The 24,114-nt window shown below is 66.6% G+C and carries 21 protein-coding genes; 8 read left to right on the forward strand and 13 right to left on the reverse strand.

What is annotated here, in order from left to right:
* Positions 1–5: 5 nt before the first annotated feature.
* Positions 6–962, reverse strand: a complete 957-nt coding sequence (locus tag CFE50_RS05580; RefSeq protein ID WP_007158440.1) for a sugar ABC transporter substrate-binding protein — start codon at positions 960–962, stop codon at positions 6–8.
* Between the two features lie 208 nt (positions 963–1,170).
* On the opposite strand from CFE50_RS05580, the gene CFE50_RS05585 reads away from it, so the two are divergent.
* Entirely contained in the window at positions 1,171–1,719 is a 549-nt protein-coding gene (locus CFE50_RS05585; RefSeq protein ID WP_017640536.1) for an adenine phosphoribosyltransferase, read from the forward strand.
* Positions 1,720–2,192: 473 nt separating this feature from the next.
* Here CFE50_RS05585 and CFE50_RS05590 read toward each other — a convergent pair whose 3' ends face one another.
* The 5 genes from CFE50_RS05590 to pnuC all read right to left on the reverse strand — a co-directional run bounded on the left by CFE50_RS05590 (position 2,193) and on the right by pnuC (position 4,854).
* A complete protein-coding gene (locus CFE50_RS05590; protein ID WP_007158438.1) occupies positions 2,193–2,498 on the reverse strand; it encodes a putative quinol monooxygenase in 306 nt (101 codons plus the stop codon).
* 64 nt (positions 2,499–2,562) lie between these two features.
* Positions 2,563–3,111 (reverse strand): GTP cyclohydrolase I FolE, encoded by a 549-nt coding sequence (folE, locus tag CFE50_RS05595; RefSeq protein ID WP_241810073.1) that lies wholly within the window; start codon positions 3,109–3,111, stop codon positions 2,563–2,565.
* Positions 3,112–3,174: 63 nt separating this feature from the next.
* A complete protein-coding gene (locus tag CFE50_RS05600) occupies positions 3,175–3,729 on the reverse strand; it encodes a Smr/MutS family protein (protein WP_286731921.1) in 555 nt (184 codons plus the stop codon).
* 37 nt (positions 3,730–3,766) lie between these two features.
* Complete coding sequence (locus tag CFE50_RS05605) at positions 3,767–4,294, reverse strand: AAA family ATPase (RefSeq protein ID WP_286731923.1); 528 nt, start codon at positions 4,292–4,294, stop codon at positions 3,767–3,769.
* On the reverse strand, positions 4,291–4,854 hold the full coding sequence (pnuC, locus tag CFE50_RS05610; protein WP_027602227.1) for a nicotinamide riboside transporter PnuC: 564 nt from the start codon (positions 4,852–4,854) through the stop codon (positions 4,291–4,293). The genes CFE50_RS05605 and pnuC overlap by 4 nt, the downstream gene beginning before the upstream one ends.
* Before the next feature lie 266 nt (positions 4,855–5,120).
* Here pnuC and CFE50_RS05615 point away from each other — a divergent pair, with 266 nt between their 5' ends.
* From CFE50_RS05615 to CFE50_RS05625, 3 genes are all read left to right on the forward strand, one after another.
* Positions 5,121–5,957 (forward strand): undecaprenyl-diphosphate phosphatase, encoded by an 837-nt coding sequence (locus tag CFE50_RS05615; protein WP_027599468.1) that lies wholly within the window; start codon positions 5,121–5,123, stop codon positions 5,955–5,957.
* A complete protein-coding gene (locus CFE50_RS05620) occupies positions 5,954–6,454 on the forward strand; it encodes a DUF1294 domain-containing protein (protein WP_286731925.1) in 501 nt (166 codons plus the stop codon). Before CFE50_RS05615 ends, CFE50_RS05620 begins: the two co-directional genes overlap by 4 nt.
* Before the next feature lie 77 nt (positions 6,455–6,531).
* Positions 6,532–8,325, forward strand: a complete 1,794-nt coding sequence (locus CFE50_RS05625; RefSeq protein ID WP_502694678.1) for a gamma-glutamyltransferase family protein — start codon at positions 6,532–6,534, stop codon at positions 8,323–8,325.
* 121 nt (positions 8,326–8,446) lie between these two features.
* On the opposite strand, the gene mqo is transcribed toward CFE50_RS05625, so the two are convergent.
* The 3 genes from mqo to CFE50_RS05640 form a co-directional block, all read right to left on the reverse strand.
* Positions 8,447–9,943: a malate dehydrogenase (quinone) gene (gene mqo, locus CFE50_RS05630; protein WP_286731926.1), complete on the reverse strand. Its 1,497-nt coding sequence runs from the start codon at positions 9,941–9,943 to the stop codon at positions 8,447–8,449.
* 454 nt (positions 9,944–10,397) lie between these two features.
* A complete protein-coding gene (locus tag CFE50_RS05635) occupies positions 10,398–11,987 on the reverse strand; it encodes an ABC-F family ATPase (protein ID WP_074582462.1) in 1,590 nt (529 codons plus the stop codon).
* A gap of 239 nt (positions 11,988–12,226) precedes the next feature.
* Complete coding sequence (locus CFE50_RS05640; RefSeq protein WP_286731928.1) at positions 12,227–12,643, reverse strand: response regulator; 417 nt, start codon at positions 12,641–12,643, stop codon at positions 12,227–12,229.
* 252 nt (positions 12,644–12,895) lie between these two features.
* On the opposite strand from CFE50_RS05640, the gene CFE50_RS05645 reads away from it, so the two are divergent.
* Positions 12,896–13,090, forward strand: coding sequence for a hypothetical protein (locus tag CFE50_RS05645; protein WP_007158427.1), 195 nt, complete (start codon positions 12,896–12,898; stop codon positions 13,088–13,090).
* A gap of 25 nt (positions 13,091–13,115) precedes the next feature.
* Here CFE50_RS05645 and CFE50_RS05650 read toward each other — a convergent pair whose 3' ends face one another.
* Positions 13,116–14,324, reverse strand: coding sequence for an MFS transporter (locus tag CFE50_RS05650; RefSeq protein ID WP_286731930.1), 1,209 nt, complete (start codon positions 14,322–14,324; stop codon positions 13,116–13,118).
* Positions 14,321–15,529: an MFS transporter gene (locus CFE50_RS05655; RefSeq protein WP_286731932.1), complete on the reverse strand. Its 1,209-nt coding sequence runs from the start codon at positions 15,527–15,529 to the stop codon at positions 14,321–14,323. The genes CFE50_RS05650 and CFE50_RS05655 overlap by 4 nt, the downstream gene beginning before the upstream one ends.
* A 133-nt stretch (positions 15,530–15,662) precedes the next feature.
* On the opposite strand from CFE50_RS05655, the gene CFE50_RS05660 reads away from it, so the two are divergent.
* Entirely contained in the window at positions 15,663–16,076 is a 414-nt protein-coding gene (locus CFE50_RS05660) for a DUF192 domain-containing protein (protein WP_286731934.1), read from the forward strand.
* A 237-nt stretch (positions 16,077–16,313) separates the two neighbouring features.
* Here the strand turns inward: CFE50_RS05660 and CFE50_RS05665 are convergent, their stop codons facing one another.
* Both CFE50_RS05665 and xthA read right to left on the reverse strand, forming a co-directional pair.
* Positions 16,314–17,669 carry a substrate-binding domain-containing protein gene (locus CFE50_RS05665; protein WP_286731935.1) on the reverse strand — a complete coding sequence of 452 codons (1,356 nt, stop codon included), beginning with the start codon at positions 17,667–17,669 and terminating at the stop codon, positions 16,314–16,316.
* A 70-nt stretch (positions 17,670–17,739) separates the two neighbouring features.
* Positions 17,740–18,552, reverse strand: coding sequence for an exodeoxyribonuclease III (gene xthA / locus CFE50_RS05670; protein WP_007158422.1), 813 nt, complete (start codon positions 18,550–18,552; stop codon positions 17,740–17,742).
* A 121-nt stretch (positions 18,553–18,673) separates the two neighbouring features.
* Between xthA and CFE50_RS05675 the strand changes: the two genes are divergently transcribed.
* Together CFE50_RS05675 and CFE50_RS05680 are read left to right on the forward strand one after the other, a co-directional pair.
* A complete protein-coding gene (locus tag CFE50_RS05675) occupies positions 18,674–20,407 on the forward strand; it encodes an autotransporter assembly complex protein TamA (RefSeq protein ID WP_286731937.1) in 1,734 nt (577 codons plus the stop codon).
* Entirely contained in the window at positions 20,404–24,096 is a 3,693-nt protein-coding gene (locus tag CFE50_RS05680; protein WP_286731939.1) for a translocation/assembly module TamB domain-containing protein, read from the forward strand. Before CFE50_RS05675 ends, CFE50_RS05680 begins: the two co-directional genes overlap by 4 nt.
* Positions 24,097–24,114: the final 18 nt, after the last annotated feature.

Genomic DNA, 24,114 nt, shown 5'->3' on the forward strand with positions numbered 1-24,114 from the left:
TCGGATCAGGGCTGGGTGACGAGTTCGACCGGGGTCTCGATCACGCCGTCCTTGGCACCGGTGGGCTCGCCCTTGACCAGCTTGAGCGCGGCTTCGATCCCGAACACGGCCTGCTTGGCGGCGAACTGGTCGGCGGTGGCAAGGACGCGACCGTCCTTGAGCATCGGGTGGATGGCCTTGATGTTGTCGTAGCCGACGATCTGCACCTGGCCTTTCTTGCCGGCTGCGCGCACGGCGGAGACGGCGCCCAGCGCCATGCTGTCGTTGCCGGCCAGCAGGGCCTTCAGGTCGGGGTATTCGTTGAGCATGGCCGCGGCGACGGCATTGCCCTTGTCGATTTCCCAGTTGCCGGACTGCACGCCGACGATCTTCATGCCGGCCGCTTCCATGGCGTCCTTGAAGCCTGCGGTGCGCTGCTGGGCGTTGGTGGTGGTGGAGACGCCCTCGATGATGCCGACCTGGTCACCCTGCTTGAGCTGCTTGGCCAGGTACTCGCCCACCAGGCGCGCGCCCTTGCGGTTGTCGGGACCGACGAAGGGGATGTCCAGGGACTTGGACTTGAGCACCTCGGGATCCAGGCGGTTGTCGATGTTGACCACCTTGATGCCGGCGTCGCTGGCCTTCTTCAGCACCGGAACCAGGGCCTTGGAGTCGGCCGGGGCGATGACCAGGGCGTCGACCTTGGACACGATCATCTGCTCGACGATACGGATCTGGCTGGAGGTGTCGGTCTCGTCCTTGATTCCGTTGGAGATCAGGTCGAAATCGGCGGAATGGTCTTTCTGGTAGGTCTTGGCGCCGTCTTCCATGGTCAGGAAGAATTCGTTGGCCAGGGACTTCATGACCAGCGCGACCTTGGGCTTTTCGGCGGCCGTGGCATGACTGGCGGCGAGCGGCAGGATCAGCGAAGCGGAGGTGAGAGCGATAGCCGCCAGCAGGCGGGCAGGGCGAAAGGCCAGCATAGGGGAATCTCCGAATTCTTATGGTTCTTGTGGTCGCGCAAACGTTTGCGCCAAAGCGAGAATGTCCGCTTCGCTGGTAGCTGTCAACGGAAGTCACTACATGAATCGATTCAGCATCAGGGGACAGCAGGTTGGCCCCGGCCCGGCAGCCCCCGGTATACTGTGCAATCGTGTTCAACCAGGCGCCCGGCGCCCGAGAGTCTCTGCCATGTCCTTTTCCGAATCCGCCCTGAAATCCCTCATCCGCGCCGTGCCCGATTTTCCCAAGCCGGGGGTGATCTTTCGGGACATCACGCCGCTGTTCCAGTCGCCCGAAGGCCTGCGCGCCGTCATGGCGGAGTTGCTGGAGCGCTATCGTTCGGCGTCCTTCACCCATGTCGGGGCGCTGGATGCCCGCGGATTCCTCATCGGCCCGATCCTGGCCTATGAGCTGGGCAAGCCGCTGGTGCTGTTTCGCAAGCAGGGCAAGCTGCCGGCCGAATTGCTGACCGAGGTCTACAGCACCGAATACGGCGATTCGGTGATCGAGGTGCACAAGGACAGCGTCGGCGCCGGTGATTCGGTGCTGCTGGTCGACGACCTCATCGCCACCGGCGGCACCCTGGTGGCCGCCGGCAACCTGATCCGCCGCCTGGGCGCCGAGGTCCACGAGGCCGCCGCCATCGTCGACCTGCCCGAGCTGGGCGGCTCCAAGCGCCTGGAAGCCGCCGGCATCCCCACCTTCGCCCTGACAAGCTTTGCGCTGTCCGAGTATTGAGTGGCCCCCAATCGCGGCCATGGCGGTCCGCCGATGCGGCCGCTCCTACAGGCGCATCGAACACCTGTAGGAGCGGCCCATGGCCGCGATAACGGCGTCGATCCTGACCTCAGCGTTCTCCCTGCACCTCCCGCGGTACCCGTTCGCGGACAAGGCTGCGCCGTTGTCCACCCTACGACTTTTGTTGGGCTTCGGCGATAGAACCGTCTCAACCCAGCCTACGATCCTGCCACGGGCACCGTAGGTTGGGTTGAGCACAGCGAAGCCCAACGGATGTTGCTCCGCGGCGCTTTTGTTGGGCTTCGACGATAAAGCCGTCTCAACCCAACCTGCGATCCTGCCACGGGCACCGTAGGTTGGGTTGAGCGCAGCGAAGCCCAACGGATATTGCCTCCGCGGCGCTTTTGTTGGGCTTCGACGATAGCGCCGTCTCAACCCAACCTACGATTTAGCACAACCTTGCCAGACCCTCGTCAAAGCTCGGCCGTCGGCCCTTTCGGCTCCAGCGGATACAGGTCCACCTCGTCCGCCAGCTTGGGCAACTCGTCGAGGAAGGCGAGGGTATGGGGCTGGTTGAAGTGATCGTCCTGGGCGGCGACCGAGGCCCAGCGAGCCTGGATCACCCAGAGGTCGCCATCCTCGCTGCCCTGGAATACCCGGTAGTCCAGGCACCCTGCATCGGTCACCGCCACGGCGGCGAGATCGAGCAGATGGGCGCCCAGCGCCTGGGAGCGTTCGGGCTGGGCCCTGAGCAGGGTGAGGCTGTGGACGTCCGGCATGGCGTGCAGGTCTCCTGGAGGTTCGAGGCTTCGACCCTCCAGGGCAGCGGACGTCGCAGCCGACTCAGCGATTGATCAGGCTGAGGAATTCGGCGCGGGTGGCGTCGCTGGCGCGGAACTGGCCGAGCATCACCGAGGTGACCATGGAGGAATTCTGCTTTTCCACGCCGCGCATCATCATGCACATGTGCTGCGCCTCGATGACCACCGCGACCCCGGCGGCACCGGTGACCTGCTCAATGGCCTCGGCGATCTGCCGGGTCATGTTTTCCTGGATCTGCAGCCTACGGGCGTACATGTCGACGATGCGTGCCACCTTGGACAGGCCGAGCACCTTGCCCTTGGGCATGTAGGCGACATGGGCCTTGCCGATGAAGGGCAGCATGTGGTGCTCGCACAGGGAGTACAGCTCGATGTTCTTGACCAGCACCATCTCGCTGTTGTCGGACGTGAAGAGCGCCTCGCCCACCACCTCTTCCAGCGTCTGGTTGTAGCCCCGGCAGAGGTACTGCATGGCCTTGGCCGCGCGCTTGGGCGTGTCCACCAGCCCCTCCCGGCCGATGTCTTCGCCGAGTCCGGTCAGGATCGAGGAGTAGTGCTGTTCGAGAGACATTTGGGTTCCTGTTTGTCGATAAGGAGGTTGGCGCTCGGATGAGACGTCATCCGAGTCGCGGAGTCACTCGTCGCGACCTTCGAGCATGGTGCGCTTGAGCAAGACATAAAGCGAGCCGGTACCGCCGTGGCGGGGCAGGCAGGAGGTGAAGCCCAGCACCTGGGGGTGCTGGCGCAGCCAGGTGTTGACGTGGCTCTTGATCAGCGGACGGCGCCCGTCGAGGCGCGCGGCCTTGCCATGGGTGATGCGCACGCAGCGGATTTCCAGGCGGGTGGCCTCGGCGAGAAAGTCCCAGAGGGTTTCCCGGGCCTTCTCCACGGTCATGCCGTGCAGGTCCAGACTGCCCTCGAAGGGGATCTGGCCACCCTTGAGGCGGCGCAGCTGGGTGTCCTGGACACCGTCGCGGCCCCAGTAGAGTTCGTCTTCGGCGCCCACATCGATGACGAAGGCATCGCTCAGGCCATCCACCCGGGTCGTGGTCGAGGTCCTGGTCGCATCGGCCCGGCGCTGGGCGATCTGGCCCAGGTCGGCGCGCGGTTTGCCGGTGTCGGCGCGATCCTGCTTGAGCGGACGGATCCCGCGGGTGAAGTCGGCGAAAGAGGCATCGTCGTCGTGCATGGCGTTCTCCGGTGTAGGACGTCATTCTACCGGCGGGTCAGGGCTCGTGCAGCAATCGGCTTACCGCGGCCAGCGCGGCCCTTTGCCGCTCGGGCCAGTCGCCGGCGATTTCCAGCACTGGCTGGCCATGGGCCTGCAGCCAGTCGCGGCAGTGGGCGAAGAAGGCCAGCCGCTCGGTCAGTTCCGGCTGGCAGCGCTGACCGTCGTCCTGCCAGGCGACGTCGCGGGGGTCGAGCAGCAGGTGCAGATCGTAGCGGCGGGCCAGCAGCGCCGGCTCCAGCCAGGCCGGTGCGGCGCCAAACAGCAGCCGACTCCACAGCAGATTGCTCAGCAGGTGGGTGTCCAGCAGCAGCAGGGACGGCGCGGCGGCGCGCGCCTGGTCTTCCCGGCGCACTTGCTCGCGGGCGATGAGCTCCACATCCGCCAGGGTGGTGTCGGTGCCGTGCCGCTCGCAGTATTTGCGGACGTACTCGTCGACCCGCACACCGCCGAGCCTCTCGCTCAGCACCTGCGTCAGCCAGGACTTGCCACTCGATTCAGGGCCGGTCAGTACCACCACCTTCATCGCGCAGTCGCCAGGGCGCGACGCCAGTCGAGCCAGCCATAGGCCGCCAGGCCGACAAAGACCGCATAGAGGATCGCGGTGGGATAGAGGCCCTTGTAATAGAAGAGGCCCACATAGATCACGTCCAGCACGAACCACAGCACCCAGCACTGCAGGCGCTTCTGCGCCATCCAGAACTGGGCGACCAGACTGAAACCGGTGAGCGCGGCGTCCAGCCAGGGCAGGGCGGCATCGGTATGGGTGCCCATGAGATAGCCGAGCGCCAGGCTACCCAGGGCGCCGACGGCCAGACCGGCCAGCAGGGGTTTCGCCGCCAGCGAAGTGACCTCGCGGCCCTGGTGCTGCTGGCCACCCCTGAGCCATTGCCACCAGCCATAGAGTTGCAGCACCGCATAGATGCACTGCAGCAGCATGTCCGAATAGAGCTTCACGTCCAGGAAGATCCAGGCGTAGAGCACCACCATCACCAGGCCGATGGGCCAGGCCCAGATGTTCTGGCGCACCGTCAGCCAGACGGCGATCACCCCGAGAACGGCGGCCAGCAGCTCCACGGGCGACATGCCCAGCAGGGTGGTGAGCGACTCCAGAAACGACATGCTTCACATCCGGAAAGATTGAATTCGTCATTGTACGGCACCTAATGGCCGTCTATCGGTCTCTTCAACCGGTCTCGCTCTGGTAAGGTGCCGGGCGCTGACTTCAGCACGTGCTGTCTTGGGTACCGCGAAGGGCCATGCCCTGCGGAGCGTCACGGTTCGAACCCCGTTGCCGCCGGAGCCTGCAGCTCCGGCTACCTGCAAATGTTTCACTTGGATGGAGTAATACCATGGACCTATGGAGTGCCTTGCAGGCGCTGATTCTGGGGATCGTCGAGGGCATCACCGAGTTTCTGCCCATTTCCAGTACCGGCCACCAGATCGTCGTTGCCGATCTGATCGGATTCGGGGGGGAAAGGGCCATCGCCTTCAATATCATCATCCAGCTGGCGGCCATCCTGGCTGTGGTCTGGGAATACCGCTTCAAGGTCTTCGAGATCGTCACCGATCTGCCGCGCAAGTCCTATGCACAGCGGTTCACCGGCAACCTGATCATCGCCTTCCTGCCCGCCGCGGTGCTGGGCGTGATCCTCGGTGACCTGATCCACGAATACCTGTTCAACCCCATCACCGTGGCCTTCGCCCTGGTGATCGGCGGCGTGATCATGATCTGGGCGGAAAAGCGTACCCATCGCATCCGCGTGGAAGAGGTGGACGACATGCGCTGGCACGACGCCCTCAAGGTCGGCTGCGCCCAGTGCCTGGCGATGATCCCGGGCACCTCGCGTTCCGGTTCCACCATCATCGGCGGCCTGCTGTTCGGCCTGTCGCGCAAGGCGGCCACCGAGTTCTCCTTCTTCCTGGCCATGCCGACCATGGTCGGGGCGACGGTCTATTCCGTGTACAAGTACCGTCACCTGTTCACCGCCAGCGACGTCCTGGTGTTCGGGGTCGGCTTCGTCACCTCCTTCCTCTTCGCCATGCTGGCGGTCAAGGCCCTGCTGAAGTTCATCGGCAACCACAGCTACGAGGTCTTCGGCTGGTACCGCATCGTCTTCGGACTGCTGATCCTGGCCACCTGGCAATTCGGCTGGATCGACTGGCACGCGGCCAAGGCGGCCGGGTGAAACCCGAGAAGGAACAGCAGAGCCGGCGCAAGCCGGCTCGTGCGTCTGGGCAGAATGCTTCCCCCAAGGCCGCCAAGCGGGCAGGGCCGCTGACGCCCTACCAGCAGCGCGCCGCCATCGCCCGCCAGGACATGCTGGCGCTGCTGCAGATCGCCGTCTTCATCCTGCCCCTGGTGGGCATGCTGTCGCTGGCCTTCGGCCGCGGGGTGCTATGGCCGATGCCGCTCTATCTGGTGGCCAGCGTGACCACCTACCTGCTCTACAAGCACGACAAGCAGCGCGCCCGCGACAAAGGCTGGCGCGTGCCGGAACGCATGCTGCACCTGGGCGAATTGCTCGGCGGCTGGCCGGGCGCCCTGATCGCCCAGCAGCGCTTTCGCCACAAGACCGTCAAGCTGAGCTTTCGGCTGGTGTTCTTCGCCATCGTCGCCCTGCACCAGCTGCTCTGGCTGGATGTGCTCTGCGGCGGCTTTCTGCACCGTCACCTGCCGCTCTGAGGTCGGACAGGCGGCAGCGGGGCAGGTGATGGGCTAGGCTTGGCGGGCGAAAGCCCCCGTTGCCCAGGAGCCCCCCGTTGCGAACCCCTCTGTCGATCCTCACGCCCCTTTTCCTCTCCCTGACCCTGGCCGCCTGTAGCCAGGGTCGCGAGACCTCCCTGCCCACGGCCCCCGAGGCCGGTTCCGGTTACCGCTCCGGGCTGACGGCCAGCGCAGCCACCCGGCAGATGGCGGCCGCGGCCAATCCCCTGGCCGCCGAGGCCGGCCGGGAGATCCTGCGCCAGGGCGGCTCGGCCATCGACGCTGCCATCGCCATGCAGGCGGTCCTGACCCTGGTCGAGCCGCAATCTTCCGGGATTGGCGGCGGCGCCTTCCTGCTCTATTGGGACGGCCGCAAGGTCCAGGCCTACGACGGTCGCGAGACCGCGCCCGCCGGGGCCACGGAAAGGCTCTTCCTGCACCCGGATGGCAGCCCCATGGCCTTCGAAGAGGCACGGATCGGCGGTCGTTCGGTCGGGGTGCCCGGGGTGCTGCGCGCCCTGGAGCTGGCGCATCGCGACCACGGCAAGCTGGCCTGGCAGGTGCTGTTCGAGCCGGCCATCCGCCTGGCCCGGGAGGGTTTCCCGTTGTCGCCGCGGCTGCATAACCAGCTGCTCCACGACCCCTTCCTCAAGCAGTCACCGGGTATGGCCGGGCTCTACCTGGATGCCCAGGGGCAGGTGAAGCCGGTAGGCACCCGGCTGCGCAATCCGGAATTGGCCGCTACCCTGGCGCTGATCGCCCGGGAGGGCGCCGGGGCGCTCTATCGCGGCGACCTGGCCCAGGCCATCGCCAGGGCCGTGCAGGAGAGCCCCAATCCCGGCAGCCTGAGTCTTCAGGACCTGGCCGGTTATCGCGCCAGGACGCGCACGCCGCTGTGCACCGACTACCAGCGCTGGCGCGTCTGCGGCATGCCACCGCCCGCCGGCGGCATCACCGTGGCCCAGACCCTGGGCATTCTCCAGGCCCTGGAAGCCCGCGATCCGGCCTGGGCCTTGGCGCCACTGCGGCCGGTGCCGACCGCGCTGCCGGCGGGCCAGGAACCGCGCCCCGAAGCCGTGCACCTGATCGCCGAGGCCGAGCGCCTGGCCTATGCCGATCGCGCCCAGTACGTAGCCGATCCGGAGCGGGTGCCGGTCAACGTCAAGGGGCTGCTTGATCCCGGGTATCTGGCCAGTCGTGCGCAGCAGGTGGGTGAGCGTAGCCTGGGCAAGGCCGCGCCGGGGGTTCCGCCCGGCCCGACCCTGGCCTGGGCGCCGGATCGCTCGCCGCTGCGCATCTCCACCTCCCAGGTGGTGGCGGCGGATGCCTGGGGCGGTGCCCTGTCCATGACCACCACGGTGGAGAGCTACTTCGGCTCCCACCTGATGGTGAAGGGCTTCATGCTCAACAATCAGCTGACGGACTTTTCCTTCGTGCCACGGGAGAAGGGCCTGCCGGTGGCCAACCGGGTGGAGCCGGGCAAGCGGCCGCGCTCGACAATGTCGCCCACCCTGGTGTTCGATCGCGACAGCGGCGCCCTGGTGGCCGCCCTGGGTTCGCCGGGTGGCTCGCAGATCGCCGGCTATGTGGTCAAGACCCTGGTCGGCTTGCTGGATTGGCAGCTGGATCCCCAGGCGGCCGCGGGCCTGCCCAATTTCGGCAGCCGTAACGGCCCCACCGAACTGGAGCGCGGCGAGACTACCCCGGCCTTGCGCCAGGCGCTGGAGCAGCGTGGGCACCAGGTGCGCGAAGACGAGATGACCAGTGGCATCCAGGTGATTCGCCGAATGGGCTCAGGTTGGCAGGGCGGTGCCGATCCGCGGCGGGAGGGCGCGGCGCTGGGGGATTAGGTAGGCATCTGAAGGCGATAGCCCCTCACCCCAACCCTCTCCCTGGGGGAGAGGGGGCGGTTTTGCCGGGGTGGGGAGGCCAGGAGCAGGGATGGCCCACCAGAGGGCCATCCAGATGGGGTCAGGCCGGCTGGTCGAGTTGCAGCACGCGGGTGGTGCGCTCGCGCACTTCGCGCAGCAGTTCGGGCTCTTCCGCCAGCTTGTGACCGAAGGCCGGGAACATGGTGCGCAGCTTGGCCTGCCAGTCTTCGCTCTGGAAGCGGCTGGGGAAGCAGCGCTCGACCAGGGTCAGCATGATGGACACCGAGGTAGAGGCACCCGGGGAGGCGCCCAGCAGCGCGGCGATGGTGCCGTCGCCGGAGGCGACGATCTCGGTGCCGAATTGCAGCACGCCGCCTTTCTGCGGGTCCTTCTTGATGATCTGCACCCGCTGGCCCGCCACTTCCAGGCGCCAGTCCTGCTTGCGCACGGCCGGGTAGAAGGCCCGCAGTTCCTCGACGCGCTGGTCGAAGGATTGCAGCACCTGGCCGACCAGGTAGCGGGTCAGCGGCATATTGTCCCGCGCCACGGCGAGCATGGGGCCGATGTTGCCCGACTTGATCGACTTGGGCAGGTCGAGGAAGGAGCCGCGCTTGAGGAACTTGGTGGTGAAGCCGGCGAAGGGGCCGAACAGCAAGGACTTCTTGCCATCCACCACCCGGGTATCCAGGTGCGGGACCGACATCGGCGGCGAGTTGACGCCGGCCAGGCCGTAGACCTTGGCCTGGTGCCGTTCGACGATGTGCGGATCGTCGCAGCGCAGCCACTGGCCACTCACCGGGAAGCCACCGTAGCCGGCGCCCTCGGGGATGCCGGACTTCTGCAGCAGCGGCAGGGCCGCGCCACCGGCGCCGAGGAAGACGAACTTGGCGATCAGGGTGCGGGTGGCACCGGAGCGGCTGTCCTCGATGGTCAGGCGCCAGCGCTGGTCGGCCTCGCGGGTCAGGTCCACCACCTTCTGGTTGTAGCGGACCTGGGTGCCGGGACGGGTCTGCAGGTGACCCAGCAGGCTCATGGTCAGGGCGCCGAAGTTGACGTCGGTACCGCCGGCCACATGGGTCGCGGCCACGGCTTCGGTGGCCGGCCGGCCTTCCATCACCAGGGGCATCCACTCGCGCAGTTTGGCGTGATCCTCGGAATACTCCATGCCGTCGAAGCAGGCGTGGTCCTTGAGGGCCTCGTAGCGCTTGCGCAGGAAGGCCATGTCCTTGGCGCCATGGACGAAGGACATGTGCGGCACCGGGCTGATGAAGGCGCGCGGCGAGCCGAAGTGGCCTTCCTCGACCAGGTAGGACCAGAACTGCTTGGAGGCCTCGAACATGCCGTTGATGCTGAGGGCCTTGGTGATGTCGATGCTGCCGTCCGCCTTTTCCGGCGTGTAGTTCAGCTCGCAGAGGGCCGCATGGCCGGTTCCGGCGTTGTTCCAGGGGTTGGAACTCTCCGCCGCGCCTACGTCGAGCAGTTCGAGCACCTCGACGGTGCTCGTGGGCTCCAGTTCCTTGAGCATGACCGCCAGGGTCGCGCTCATGATTCCCGCGCCGACGAAAACGAAATCCGACTCTTCGTTACCACTGTGCATTCATCGTACTCCTGAGACAGTGTCTCGCTTTACACCTGAGGGAGAGCGGGCGTCGGAGCCCGCTCTCGAGTTGGGCAACCCCGGGCCGACCGCGAACGGCCGGGCAGGGGCGAGCAACCGGTAGGGCATGGCAGTCAGTTGCGACAGCGGCCGTCCGGCAATGTTCTGATTTATTGAGTGGGGAGCAAGGGTCCTGGCGAACCGGCAGAGGCCGGTACCAGGCGGGGAGATCAGGATGCGACAGGGAACCCGTCGAGCGTGCCGGAAGGGGGCGCTACGTGTTACGAGACGTGGCAGGAGACCCCTGGTCTCCTGGCGCAAACGATAGGTGATGATCGCGGCGATCCTGGTCGAGTACCCGTTTCGGTGCGAAATGATACCTAGGGTAACTGCTTAGGGCACCCTCTATTTTGTTCGTGTAGTGGGCGTCGCGACCCACTACACGAACCCTGGGTCAGCCGTTGATGCCTTGGCTGCGCAGGTAGTCGTCGTAGCTGCCGCTGAAATCCACCACCCCGGACTCGCTCATGTCGAGGATGCGGGTGGCCAGCGAAGAGACGAATTCGCGGTCGTGGCTGACGAAGATCAGGGTGCCCGGATAGTTTTCCAGCGCCAGGTTCAGCGCCTCGATGGATTCCATGTCCAGGTGGTTGGTGGGTTCGTCCATCACCAGCACGTTGGGCTTCTTCAGGATCAGCTTGCCGAACAGCATGCGACCCTGTTCGCCACCGGAGATGACCTTGACCGACTTCTGGATGTCGTCGCTGGAGAACAGCATGCGACCCAGGGTGCCGCGCACCATCTGTTCGCCGCCCTGGGTCCACTGACCCATCCAGTCGAACAGGGTGACGTCGTCGGCGAAGTCCTCGGCGTGGTCCTGGGCGAAGTAGCCCACGTCCGCGCTGTCGGTCCACTTCACCTCGCCGCTCTGCGGCGCCATCTCGCCCACCAGGGTGCGCAGCAGGGTGGTCTTGCCGATCCCGTTGGGGCCGATGATGGCGACCCGCTCGCCGGCTTCGATCTGCAGGCCGAGACGCTTGAACAGCGGGGTGCCGTCGAAGCCCTGGGTGACGTTTTCCAGGGTCACCGCCTGGCGGTGCAGCTTCTTGTACTGCTCGAAGCGGATGAAGGGGCTGACGCGGCTGGACGGCTTGACCTCGTCCAGCTGGATCTTGTCGATCTGACGCGCCCGGCTGGTGGCCTGCTTGGCCTTGGAGGCGTTGGCCGAGAAGCGGCTGACGAACTGCTGCAGCTCGGCGATCTGGGCCTTCTTCTTGGCGTTGTCCGACAGCAGGCGCTCGCGGGCCTGGGTGGCCGCGGTCATGTACTCGTCGTAGTTGCCGGGAAACAGGCGCAGTTCGCCGTAATCCAGGTCGGCCATGTGGGTGCAGACGCTGTTCAGGAAGTGGCGATCGTGGGAAATGATGATCATGGTGCTGTTGCGGGCGACCAGGATGCCTTCCAGCCAGCGGATGGTGTTGATGTCCAGGTGGTTGGTCGGTTCGTCGAGCAGCAGCAGTTCCGGATCGGAGAAGAGCGCCTGGGCCAGCAGCACGCGCAGCTTCCAGCCGGGGGCGACGGCGCTCATGGGGCCGAAGTGCTGGTCCTGGGGGATGCCCAGGCCCAGCAGCAGTTCGCCGGCACGGGCTTCGGCGGTGTAGCCGTCGTATTCGGCGAACTGGACCTCCAGCTCGGCCACGGCCATGCCGTCGTCTTCGCTCATTTCCGGGAGGGAATAGATGCGGTCGCGCTCGGCCTTGACCTTGGCCAGCTCGGCGTGGCCCATGATCACGGTATCGATGACCGTGCAATCTTCGTAGGCGAACTGGTCCTGGCGCAGCTTGCCCAGTCGCACGTTGGGCTCGAGCATCACTTGGCCGCCAGTGGGTTCCAGGTCACCGCCGAGAATCTTCATGAAGGTGGACTTGCCGCAGCCGTTGGCGCCGATCAGGCCGTAGCGATGGCCGTTGCCGAATTTGACGGATACGTTCTCGAACAGCGGCTTGGCGCCAAACTGCATGGTGATGTTAGCGGTGGAGATCAAGGGGGGTACCTGTAGGGGTTTCAGACCGGAGCTCGCCAGCAGCCCGAACCGGCGGGCGGCTTGGGCAGGGCGTTTCGATCGGATGGGCAGAGCTCCAGCGGGCAGGGTCGAGGGGTCGCGACGATGCGCGGCGGCCTGGCTGGGCTGCGGTAAAGGCGGGCGGCGCCCGACATGCCGCCTATTGTGTCATAGCTGCGAGGTCCTTTGTACGGGGCAGGCGGCGGCCGGGTGTCGCTGGACTAGCGGGCGGTCGGACCGGGGGTGCCAGGCCGGGGTACCACCTTCCAGACCGCTTCGGTCAGCTGATCAAGCGTCCAGGGCTTGTGCAGGAAGGGCACCCCGGCCGGGATGTCGTTTCTCAGGCCGGCATAGCCGGACATCAGCACGAAGGGGACCACGGGCCAGCGCTCGCTGACGATCCTGGCCAACTGGACGCCATCGATCACGCCCGGCATCCGCACGTTGGACACCACCACATTGACCTGCTGCCAGTGCAGCTCCAGAAACTGCAGGGCGGCATCGGCGGTGCCGAAGGTTTCCACATGGAAGCCTTCCTGCTTGAGGACCTCGCGGACCAGTGCCTGGAGCAGCAGTTCGTCCTCGGCCACGACGGCGAGCAGATTCGGGGTGCTGGCGGAGCGGGTCGGCGTATCCATAGGCAGGCAGTCCGGAGTGGGGGAATCCCTGAAGTCTAGTCAGCCTCGGGCCAGGCTGCTGGCCATTGGCCCGGATCAGCACTCATCTTTTTAAGGATGGGCCTCTCCGTCCAGGCAGCTGATTCGCGCGAAGGCTCTGGCAAGGGGGCGATGCCGCTTGGCGGTCGGGCGACGTGCGGTAAGCGTCCGGATGAAACATCTGACGCCGCCGACCTACTAACCTCTGAGACCGACCGGCACAGGAGCCATGGCATGATCCTTTCTCTATCTCCCGCGCCCGATACCACCTCTCCGCTCGCCCTCTGGCTGGGCGGCGATCAGGCACCGCTGAACGATTCCGACATGGCTGACGAGGAGATCGATACCGAGATCCCCGACGAAGTCGTCGAGAACCTGACCGAGCCAGCCAAGCCGCCGGCGCCGATTCCGGATCCCGGTCCGCTGTAGACGCGGATCCGCTCTCACCTGCCGGTCAGGCCTGCGCCAGGTCAGGGCGTTCGCGCAGCGCCCTGTGATAGAGCAGGGCGCTGAGACCCAGACCCGCCAGGGCCATGAGGCCGGCGAAGAGGAAGATGGCACTGAAACCGAAGCCGTTGGCGATGGCTCCTGCCAGCGGGCCGGTGATGCCCAGGGCCAGATCCAGGCACAGCGAATAGGCGCCCAGCGCGGCACTACGATTGGTGGGCGGTACCTTGACGATGGCTTCCACCCCCAGGGCCGGATAGACCAGCGACAGCCCGAAGCCGGCCATGGCCGCGCCGATCAGTGCCATCTGCGGCGTGACCGCCAGCCAGAGCAGCAGCAGACCCAGGGTCTCGACGGTGAAACAGGCCAGGGCGACCCGAAAGCCACCCAGCTTGTTGATGGTGCCGGCGAACAGCAGTCGCGCGCAGATGAAGGCGGCGCCAAAGGCGGTCAGGCAGAAGGCGGCATTGGGCCAGCCATTGCTCGCGTAGTAGAGCGTGACGAAGGTGGCGATGGCGCCAAAGCCGATGGAGCTCAGCAGCAGGCAGAGGCCGAAGGGGCTGATGCGCCAGAACACCTTGTGAAAGGGCAGTCGCTCACCGGGAATCACCGGTGCCGGCTCCTTGTTCCAGGCCAAGGCCAGGCCCAGGGCACCCAGGAGGGCAATGGCCACGCCCAGGCTCCACAGGCCGAGAGCCGCGACCATGGCCACGCCCAGCGGCGCGCCCAGGGCCAGGGCGCCATAGGCGGCGATGCCATTCCAGGAGATCACCTTGCTGACGTGTTGCATGCCGACGCTGCCCATGCCCCAGCTCAGGCAGCCGGTGCCTATCATGGCCTGGGACATACCGAGGATGATCCTGCCGACGATCAGCAGGCCCAGGCTCAGGCCAGGCACGCTTTGCAGCGACGTGGCCAGCAGGGTGAGCACGCCACAGGCGACACAGCCGAACAGCCCGTAGATCACCCCACGCTTGGCGCCGATGCTGTCGGCCAGCTTGCCGGCCAGGGGCCGGGTGAAGAGGGTGGCGAGGTACTGGATGCTGATCGCCAGTCCCGCGATGACAGAACCGTAGCCGAGATCGTCGTGCACATACCCCGGCAGGATCGCCAGCGGTAGGCCGATCGCCAGGAACAGCAGAAAGCTGAAGACGACGATGGAAACGATCCGCAGCGTGACGGCGAGGGAGCTGGCGGGTGGGGCGGTCGTGGTCATGGCTGTTCTCGAGAGGACTCGTCGAAACGGCAGAGGAGGCGAACGCTGAGCGCCAGGCCTGCCAGCGCGGCCATCGCGGCGCAGAGAAAGCTCGCGGCATAGCCGAAATGGGTGGCCACGGCACCGATCAGCGGACCGGTCACCGCCAGGGAAAGGTCGATGAACACCGAATAGCCGGCCAGGGCGGCGCCCCGGTTGGAGGACGGCACCCGCTGCACCGCTTCCACGGCCAGCGCCGGGAACACCAGCGAGAAGCCGATGCCGGTAAGGGCCGCGCCTACCAGGGCGGTGGTCACGCTGGGGGCCAGCCAGAGGACGGCCAGGCCGACGGCTTCCACCGCCAGGCTGACGATGGCGACACGAAAGCCGCCGTGGCGATTGATGGCATTGGCACAGACCAGGCGCACTCCGATGAAGAAGGAACCGAACACGGTCAGGCACAGGGCCGCTCCGCTCCAGCCCTGACTGGCGTAATAGAGGGTGATGAAGGTCGCCAGGGTGCCGAAGCCAATGCCGCCCAGCGCCAGGCCGAGCCCGAAGGGCAGGACCCGGCCCAGCACCGTGGTGAAGGGCAGGCGCTCGCCGCGGACCGGGACGATGGGCGGACGGGGCTTGGCGATGCGATAGCCCAGGGCGGCCAGGCCGATGATGCTGACGCCCATGATCCACAACCCCAGGGTATCCACCAGGACCACGCCCAGCGGTGCGCCTATGGCCAGGGCGCCATAGCTGGCGACGCCGTTCCAGGAGATCACCTTGGCGGTGTTGGCCGGGCCGACCCGGCCGATCGCCCAGGAGATGGCGCCGGTACCCGAGAGGCTTTCGGCGCAGCCCAGCACCAGTCGGCCGAGCAACAGGGCGGCGAGGCTGACCCAGGGCCAGGCCTGCAGGAGCACCGACGCCAGCATCAGGACGCCGCTGAGCCCGCAGCCGAGCATGCCGTAGAGCACCGACTGCTTGGCGCCGACCGTGTCGATGATGCGTCCGGCATGGGAGCGCGAGAACAGCGTCGCCAGGTACTGACTGCTGATCACCAGGCCGGCGATGATGGAGTTGAAACCCAGTTGGTCGTGCACATAGCCCGGCAGCACGGCCAGGGGAATGCCGATGGTAAGGTAGGCGATAAAGGTGAAGAGCACCGTACCCAGGGTGATGCGGGTGGCCAGAGCGGGTGAGGGTGCGGGCGGTAGGCTGGCGGTCGACATCGGACTCGAGAGGTTGTCTGACAATGTGGGATAGATTGCTTTCGCCAGGTAAAGGTCACATGCGATGACATTTTTTGTCCATGCTCGGAAGCGAGCGAAACGGCGGCTGGGCCCGTGCTGGCTTGGCGCGCTGTTGCTGGCCACGCTGGTGGCCGTGCCGGCCTGGGCGGCAGAGCGGGTCGAATTGCGGATCGGTGGGCAGCGCCTGACCGTCGAGGTGGCGGCGACGCCGGCGCAACGGGCCCAGGGACTGATGGGGCGACCGCCACTGGCTGCCCGCGAGGGCATGCTGTTCGTCTTTGCCGGGGATGACGAGCGCTGCCTGTGGATGCGCGATACCCCCAGCGCCCTGGCGGCCGCCTTCATCGATGCCAGCGGCAGGATCCTCAACACGGTGGAGATGCAGCCGCAGACCGATACCCGGCACTGCTCGAGGGCGCCGGCGCGCTATGCGCTGGAAGCCCAGGCCGGCTGGTTTGCGGCGCGCGGGATCAAGCCGGGCGAATCCGTACAGGGGTTGGAAGGGGTGGCGCCGGCATCCCGGTGAGCCCGTGGAATTGAAGTCTTTTATTATTTAAAAGTCATTCAAAAACATGAGCTTGAGAGATTTTCTTAGAGTCGAATCTAGGCATCATGTGAGAAATCACTTTAAGTACCGTGTAGCGCTTGAAACGCAATCGGCACCTGTATCCAGGCGACTCGGCAACTGCCCTCTACCCACGAGAGCGACGACGCCGTCCATTGCTTCTTACCGTTTCCCGCAAGAGAACCAGCCAGGCGATCGCTAATGGATCCAGGCCTCGACGCGCCGATTCTTCACTCGGCCATTGGCTGACAGCCCGGCAACCGGCAACTGGTCGCCCAGGGAAAGCACTTCGCTGGCAAAGGCCTGCTGATGCCGCAAAGCCGTGGCCACCGCGGTGGCCCGCAGGCGCGCCAGCAGCGCCGCCCGTGCCGGATCCTCGGTGGCGTCGTTGAAGCCCACCAGGATCAGCTGCCGGTTGGCGTTCTCAGGCTGGCGCATGAAAGCGGCCAGCCGCTCGACATCGCGCAGCGCCTTGTTGTCCAGGCGTGCGCTGCCGGCGGTGAAGCGGAAGTTGACCGTGAGCCGCTGCGCCCGGCGCGCCAGCTCGCTGTAGGCGGGCGGCATGCCGCGGGTGTCGCCTATGGTCAGAGGCTCGATGCGCTGGGCGACGAAGCCGCTTTGCTGCACCACCGCCTGGCCCGCCGGGGTCTGGCTGAATTCCAGCAGGCTCCGCGTCCAGTCCGAACGCTGAGCCGGCGGCGCATAAAGGAAGAGGCGGCGGGCGAGCGGATAGTCTTCGGTGGCGATGCTGGCTTCGCTGGGCGCGATGGCGCGGCCTTCACCGTCGCGCAGGGCGAGCTTTGGCGATCCGGCAGCCGCCGCCAGGCTGGTGAAGCCTATGCCGGCGGGATCGTCGGCCACCCGCTGCGCCAATTCTTCGTTGGACTCGAAGCGCTGGGCGGCGGCGCTCAGGCGTTTGCCGGCCGGATTCAGGACCAGCTCGCGAAAGGTGTCGTAGGTGCCCGAGCGATCATCCCGCGCATAGATCCGGATCGGGCCGGGCGGGCCGCCCAGTTGTTGCCAGTCGCCAATGTCGCCGGAGAAGACCTGCGCCAACTGCTGCAGATCGAGTTCCCGCAGCGGATTGCCGGGATGCACGATGATCGCCAGACCATCCAGGCCGATGACGTATTCCGCCTCCTTGCTGCGCAGGTCACCCAGATTGGCCAGGGCACTCACTTCACTGTCGGTGATGGGGCGCGAGGCCGCGGCGAGATCGGTCGCGCCCGCGGCCAGGGCGGTAAAGCCGGTACTGGAACCATGGGCCGCGATCTGCACGGCCACGGTATTGCCGTGCGGGGCTCGGGCCACCAGTTGCCATTCGTCCATGACGGCGGTGGGCACCACCTGGGGGTCCCGGTAGCCACGTTCGGCGAGCAGGGCCGCGACCAGGCGCGGCCCCAGCCGGGCATTGATGGTGTTGGAGCCCTGCAGGCGCAGGAGGATGGTCATGGACTCGCTGGCCAACAGGGGGGAGGGCAGCAGCGGAAGCAGGGTCGCGAGCACCGCTCGCCGCAGAAAGGCGCGGCGGAATACCGGGGCGGAGCAATTCATGGGTCGGCCTCGAGCCTAAAGGCGAGGCCGACACCTTAGGGATGGCGCATGACGTCGATGTGACAGCCGCTCACGCCAATTCCAGCCAGATCGGCGCATGGTCGGAGGGTTTCTCCATGCCGCGGATCTCGTAGTCCACCCCGGCAGAGACAATGCGCTCGCGCAGGACCCGCGAAGCGAGGATGGTGTCGATGCGCAGACCGCGCTTGGGCTCGTCCTCGAAACCGCGGCTGCGATAGGGGAACCAGCTGAAGCGGTCGTCGACTTCCGGATGCAATTGGCGATAGCTGTCGATCAGGCCCCAGCCCAGCAGCCGCTGCATCCATTCGCGCTCTTCCGGCTGGAAGCTGCAGGCGCCGGTACGCAGCCAGCGCTTGGCATTGGCGGCGCCGATACCGATATCGCGATCCTGGGCCGAGATATTGAAGTCGCCCATCAGCAGCAAGGGCGTGTCCGGCGAGAAACGCTCTTCAAGTAGATTCTGAAGATCCGCGTAGAACTTCCTCTTGCCAGGGAATTTTGTCGGATGGGCGATGTTCTCGCCCTGGGGAAAATAGCCGTTCATGACCACCAGCGGCTGACCCTGGCGGTCGGCGAAGACGCCATAGATGAATCTCTTCTGGGACTCTTCGCCATCGCCGGGAAAGCCCTTGTGCAACTCCAGGGGCGCCAGGCGCGACAGCAGGGCCACACCGTAATGACCCTTCTGGCCATGGTAGTGCACGTGATAACCCAGGGCCTCGACCTCGGCCAGGGGGAACTGATCATCCGAGACCTTGGTTTCCTGCAGGCCGATCACATCCGGCTCATAGCGTTCGATGATGGCAGAAAGTTGATGAGGTCTTGCACGCAACCCATTGATATTGAAGCAAACTACCTTCATGACGCCCTCCCAAAACGTGGATGGCCCTAGCCTAGCAGAAAGCCTGTCGCCGAAGCGGCAAGCGGGCGAACCCCGGCCACTCCCGTTTGTCTCACAGCGCAACGCCCGTTAGCATCCCTGTATGAATAAGCCGAACGCTCTACGTCGCGCCCTGATTGGAATTTGTTGTCTGCACGGGGTGGCCTGGGCGGCACCGGCCGAAGTCAGCGTTCGCGTCCAGCCTGCCAATAACGCCTTGCGAGACAACATCCAGGCCTATATCGGCTCCGTCGAAGGGCGCGATGTCGCCGGGCTGCAACGCCTGCGGCCGGCAACGGAGCGGCAGGCCGAGCAGGCGGCCCAGGCGCTCGGCTACTACCACGCGCAGATCGAGACCCGCGTCGAGCCGGGCGAGACGCCACGGCTGGTGGTCGATGTACGGCCCGGCGAGCCGGTCAGGCTGCGCAACGTGGATATCCGTATCGAAGGCCCGGCACGTGAGCTGCGCGCCTTTCGCCAGCCGATACCGGCCGGACTCAAGGCGGGCCAGCCGCTGAATCAGGGCCTCTACGAAGACGCCAAGAGCCTGATCCAGAATCAGGCCCAACGGTATGGCTTCTTTCGCGGCACCTTTACCCAGCACCAGCTGCGGATCGATCCGGCCACCGGCTTTGCCGACATCGCCCTGGTGTTCGACAGCGGGCCGCGTTTCGTTCTCGGCAAGGTGTCCTTCGAAGGGGATGCGCCCTTCGATCCCGATCTGCTTCAGCGCATGGTGCCCTTCGCCCAGGGCACGCCCTACGATTCCGAGCTGATCGCCGACTTCCAGAGCAATCTGCTGGCCAGCGGCTTCTTCGATGGCGCGCGGCTCGATACCTATCCCAAGCAGGAAGGCGCCGCCGAGGTGCCGGTGACGGTCACCCTGCGCACGCGCAAGCCGCGCACCTTCGGCTTCGGCCCCGGCTACTCCACCGATGTCGGTCCGCGGCTGAGATTCACCTGGGAAAATCACTGGCTCAATCCCCAGGGCCACAGCCTGGGTGCCGAGGCGGAGTTGTCGGCGCCACGCCAGAGCATCGCCACCTGGTACGACATTCCCGGGCAGGACCCGATCAACGACAAGTTCCGTTTCGCCGGCGGCTACCAGTACGAGCAGATCGCCAACGACGACTCCCTCAGCCAGCTGCTGACCGTGGGTCCCGAGTGGCATCGCAAGTTTCCCAACGGCTGGGAGCGGGTGCTCTCGCTCAAGTGGCGCAACGAAAGCTATCGCCTGGGCAATGACGAGGGCACCTCCAACCTGGTGATGCCGGGGGTGGATTTCTCCCTGCTGCGCAGCGACAACCGCATCGACCCCAATCGCGGCTACCGCCTGCAATTCGGCGTCTCGGCGGCGAAGGAGGGGTTGCTCTCGGATGCCAACATGATCCACACCACGGCGCTGGCCCGTGGCCTGATCACGGTGGGCGATGGGCACCGCTTCCTCGGACGCCTGCAGCTGGGCGGCAACTTCACCAATGGCTACAACAAGGTCCCGCCATCGCTGCGCTTCTTCGCCGGCGGTGACCAGAGCGTTCGCGGCTACGACTACCAGACCCTGTCGCCGGAAAACGACGAAGGTGACTATGTGGGCGGTCGCTACCTGGTCGCCGGCGGGGTCGAATACCAGTATCCCCTGCGCGACAAGTGGCGGCTGGCCACCTTCATCGACCAGGGCAGCGCCTTCAACGACCTCAACAACTACGAACTCAAGACCAGCGTCGGCGTGGGCGTGCGCTGGGTCTCGCCGGTCGGCCCTATCCGCGTCGACCTGGCGCACGGCCTCGATGAACCCGGCGGTATCCGCCTGCACTTTTCCATAGGACCTGAGCTGTGAAGTCGGTAGGCGGTGTCATCCTCGGCGTATTGGCGGCCCTGCTGGGCGCCCTGATCCTGCTGCTGGCCCTGGTGCTGGGCAACGCCAGCGTCAGCCGTCTGGTGCTGGAACGGGTGCCGGGTCTGACCCTGACCGACTTCCAGGGGCGCCTGGGTGGCCATTGGCAGGCTCGGCAGCTGGTCTGGGAGGGGGGCGCCACCCGGGTAACGGTCGAGGCACCCGAATTCGCCTGGCGACCCGGCTGCCTGCTCAGGCTGCAGCTGTGCATCGATACCCTGGCTGCCACGCGCATCGCCATCGACCAGGCGCCCAGTCCGGAGCCGGTGCCGGAAAAGAGCGGACCCATCCAGTTGCCCAGCCTCGGCTTGCCGTTGGGGGTGCAGCTGGGTGAGGTACGGATCGGCGAGGTCCTTTACAACGGCGCCGAGCAGGCCCGCGACCTGGAGCTCCAGGCCCGCTGGCAGGCTGACGGGGTAGCCATCGAGCGCCTGGCCGGCATGGCCCACGGCATCACCCTGGATACCCACGGCCGGTTGCAACCCAGCGGCGCCTGGCCGCTGCAGTTGCAGGGCACCCTCGGCCTGCCGGCGCCGGAGGCCGCGCCCTGGTCGCTGGCGCTCAAGCTGAACGGCGAATTGCAGAAGACCTTGCAGCTGGAGGCCGACAGCAGCGGCTATCTGCCCGGCCGCCTGACCGGCACGGTGCAGCCGCTGGTGGACAACGTCCCGGCCGATCTGCAACTGGTGGCCGATGGCTTCAAGGCGGCCGCCAGCCTGCCCGATACCCTGCGGCTGAACGACCTCAAGCTGACCGCGCGAGGCGATCTGGCTGCGGGCTACGCCCTGGTCGGCCAGGCGAAACTGCCGGGCGAGGGCGGTCCGGTGGACCTGAATCTGGAGGGTCGCGTCGATGCCAAGGGCGCGCGGATCTCGGCCTTGCGCCTCCAGGCCACGCCCGAGCAGCGCTTGGCGCTGGCCGGCCAGGTCGACTGGCAGCAGGGGCTCGCCGCCGACGCCACCCTGGATTGGCGTGACTTTCCCTGGCGCCGGCTGTATCCCATGGCGGAGCCCCCGGTGAGCCTGCAGCGTCTGCAGGGTGAAGTGGCCTATAGAGACGGCGCCTACCTGGGCAATCTCAAGGCTGCGGCCACCGGTCCGGCCGGTGCCTTCACCCTGGCCACCCCCTTCAGCGGCGATACCACCCAGCTCAATCTGCCCTCGCTGGACCTGCAAGCCGGCCAGGGGCGGGCGCAGGGCAAGGTCAACCTGGGCTTCGCCGAGGGCGTGAGCTGGCAGGTGGCCCTGGATCTGAGCCGCCTGGATCCGGCCTTCTGGGTCGCCCAGCTGCCCGGCAGCCTGGCCGGTCCGCTGCGTAGTTCCGGTGCCTTCAAGGATGGCCGCCTGCAGCTGGATGCCGACCTGGACCTCAAGGGTCGGCTGCGCAACCAGCCGGCCGTGCTGGCCGCCAAGGCCAAGGGCGCCGGCGAGCAGTGGCAGGTCTCGCAGCTGGACATCCGCCTGGGTGACAACCGCATCCAGGGGCAGGGCGCCCTCAATCAACGGCTGCAGGGCCAGCTGCAACTGGATCTGCGACGCCTCGGCCAGCTCTGGCCTGATCTGTCCGGCAGCGTCCAGGGCCGCCTGGATCTGGCCGGCACCCTCAAGGCGCCGGCTGGCCAGCTGCGCCTCGACGGGCGCCAGCTCGCCTATGCCGACAACCGCATGAGCAGCCTGGCGCTGGCGGCCACTCTGGACGACCGCCAGCGCGGCAACCTGGAGCTGACCGCCCAGGGCCTGCAGGCGGCCGGGCGCGATTTCGGCGTCCTGCGCCTGCAGGGGCAGGGCGATCGTCGCCAGCAGCAGGCCGAGCTGTCGCTCAAGGGGCCCCAGCTCAACCTGGCACTCGCGGCCGGCGGCACCCTGGCCGACAACGGCGACTGGAAGGGCCAGCTGGCCCGCGGCTCGGTTGCCGCCAGCGGCCAGAACTGGACCCTGCAAAGCCCCGCGCGTATCGAACGCCTGGCCAGCGGGCGCCTGGAACTGGGCCGGCACTGCTGGCGGTCCGGCGCGGCCAGCCTCTGTGGCGACGATCAGCAATTGCTGCCCGACACCCGTCTCGCCTGGCACCTGCGCGCCTTCCCGCTCGCCAGTCTGCAACCGCTGCTGCCCCCGGAACTGGCCTGGCAGGGCACCCTCGATGGCGACGTCGACCTGCGCCTGCCCAAGGCCGGACCCGATGGCGAGATCCGTCTTCAGGCCGGCCGTGGCAGCCTCAGGCTGCGCGACGCGGCGGGCCAGTGGCAGACCTTCGGCTACGACAGCCTGGACGTCACCAGCGTCCTGAAGCCGCAGCAGGTGGACACCCAGGTGCGCCTGACCAGTGCCGACCTCGGCCGGCTCGATGTGCAGGCGCGGCTGGATCCCCGCGATCCGAATCAGGCGCTGGCCGGTCGCTTCCAGTTGCAGGGCCTGAATCTGGCCCTCGGCAAGGCCTTCGTCGAGGGCATCGAACACCTCGAAGGCAAGATCAACGGTGCCGGCGAGCTGGGTGGGACCCTGCTGCAACCGCGGGTCAACGGCCAGATCCAGCTCAGCGGCGGCGACATCGGCGGCGGCAGCGTGCCGACGCGCCTGCAGGACCTCGGCCTGACCGCCCGCATCCAGGGCGACACCGCCTTGCTCGACGGCGGCTGGCGCAGCGGCACCCAGGGGCGCGGCCAGATCCGGGGCAGCGTCGGCTGGGCCAATGGCCTGGACGTCAATGTGGCGGTCACCGGCGACAAGCTGCCGGTCAACGTCGAGCCCTATGCGCAGCTGGAAGTGGCGCCCGATCTCAAGATCCTGATGAAGGACGGCCGCCTGGCCCTGGCCGGCGAGGTGCGAGTGCCGCGCGGGCGCATCCAGGTGCAGCAGCTGCCGCCGTCCACGGTCAAGGTGTCGGACGATGCCGTCATCGTTGGGCAGGAGGCTCCGGCCAAGCAGCAGGCGATGCAGGTCGCCATGGACGTCGATGTGCTGGTCGGGTCCGACAAGCTCACCTTCGATGCCTTCGGCCTGTCCGCCGAGATCGTCGGCAAGGTGCACATCGGCGACAACCTCGACACCCGCGGCGAGCTGAATCTGCGCAACGGTCGCTACAACGCTTACGGCCAGCGGCTGACCATGAGACGCGCCAGATTGTTCTTCCAGGGTCCCGTCGCCCAGCCCTATATCGATGTGGAAGCTGTACGGGTGGTGCAGGAGCAGAATGTCACCGCCGGCCTGCGGCTCTCGGGTTTCGCCCAGCAGCCGCGCATCGAGGTGTTCTCCGAACCGAGCATGAGCCAGGAGCAGGCGCTGGCCTACCTGGTGCTGGGCCGTCCGCTTTCCAATGGCAGCGAAGGCGACAATAACGTGCTCGGTCAGGCGGCGCTGGCCCTGGGTCTGGCCGGTAGCTCAGGTACCGCCGGCGCCCTGGCGCAACGGCTGGGCATCCAGAACTTCCAGCTGGATACCGCCGGTTCGGGGGACAAGACCAGCGTGGTGGCCTCGGGCAATCTCACCGACAGGCTGTCGGTGCGCTATGGGGTAGGGGTGTTCGATTCGGCCAACACCGTCGCCCTGCGTTACCAGCTCACCCGCCGGCTCTATCTGGAGATCGCCAGCGGTCTGGCCAACTCCCTGGATTTCTTCTATCGCCGCGATTTTTGACGCAAGGACGCGTAACGC

It is taken from the genome of Pseudomonas sp. PGPPP4, assembly GCF_002256045.1.
GTDB lineage: Bacteria > Pseudomonadota > Gammaproteobacteria > Pseudomonadales > Pseudomonadaceae > Chryseomonas > Chryseomonas oryzihabitans.

Coding starts and splice junctions, on each gene's coding strand:
- CFE50_RS05580 (WP_007158440.1), bottom strand. CDS start 962: ATGCTGGCCTTTCGCCCTGCCCGCCTGCTGGCGGCTATCGCTCTCACC.
- CFE50_RS05585 (WP_017640536.1), top strand. CDS start 1,171: ATGTCCTTTTCCGAATCCGCCCTGAAATCCCTCATCCGCGCCGTGCCC.
- CFE50_RS05590 (WP_007158438.1), bottom strand. CDS start 2,498: ATGCCGGACGTCCACAGCCTCACCCTGCTCAGGGCCCAGCCCGAACGC.
- folE (WP_241810073.1), bottom strand. CDS start 3,111: ATGTCTCTCGAACAGCACTACTCCTCGATCCTGACCGGACTCGGCGAA.
- CFE50_RS05600 (WP_286731921.1), bottom strand. CDS start 3,729: ATGCACGACGACGATGCCTCTTTCGCCGACTTCACCCGCGGGATCCGT.
- CFE50_RS05605 (WP_286731923.1), bottom strand. CDS start 4,294: ATGAAGGTGGTGGTACTGACCGGCCCTGAATCGAGTGGCAAGTCCTGG.
- pnuC (WP_027602227.1), bottom strand. CDS start 4,854: ATGTCGCCCGTGGAGCTGCTGGCCGCCGTTCTCGGGGTGATCGCCGTC.
- CFE50_RS05615 (WP_027599468.1), top strand. CDS start 5,121: ATGGACCTATGGAGTGCCTTGCAGGCGCTGATTCTGGGGATCGTCGAG.
- mqo (WP_286731926.1), bottom strand. CDS start 9,943: ATGCACAGTGGTAACGAAGAGTCGGATTTCGTTTTCGTCGGCGCGGGA.
- CFE50_RS05640 (WP_286731928.1), bottom strand. CDS start 12,643: ATGGATACGCCGACCCGCTCCGCCAGCACCCCGAATCTGCTCGCCGTC.
- CFE50_RS05645 (WP_007158427.1), top strand. CDS start 12,896: ATGATCCTTTCTCTATCTCCCGCGCCCGATACCACCTCTCCGCTCGCC.
- CFE50_RS05650 (WP_286731930.1), bottom strand. CDS start 14,324: ATGACCACGACCGCCCCACCCGCCAGCTCCCTCGCCGTCACGCTGCGG.
- CFE50_RS05655 (WP_286731932.1), bottom strand. CDS start 15,529: ATGTCGACCGCCAGCCTACCGCCCGCACCCTCACCCGCTCTGGCCACC.
- CFE50_RS05665 (WP_286731935.1), bottom strand. CDS start 17,669: ATGAATTGCTCCGCCCCGGTATTCCGCCGCGCCTTTCTGCGGCGAGCG.
- xthA (WP_007158422.1), bottom strand. CDS start 18,552: ATGAAGGTAGTTTGCTTCAATATCAATGGGTTGCGTGCAAGACCTCAT.
- CFE50_RS05675 (WP_286731937.1), top strand. CDS start 18,674: ATGAATAAGCCGAACGCTCTACGTCGCGCCCTGATTGGAATTTGTTGT.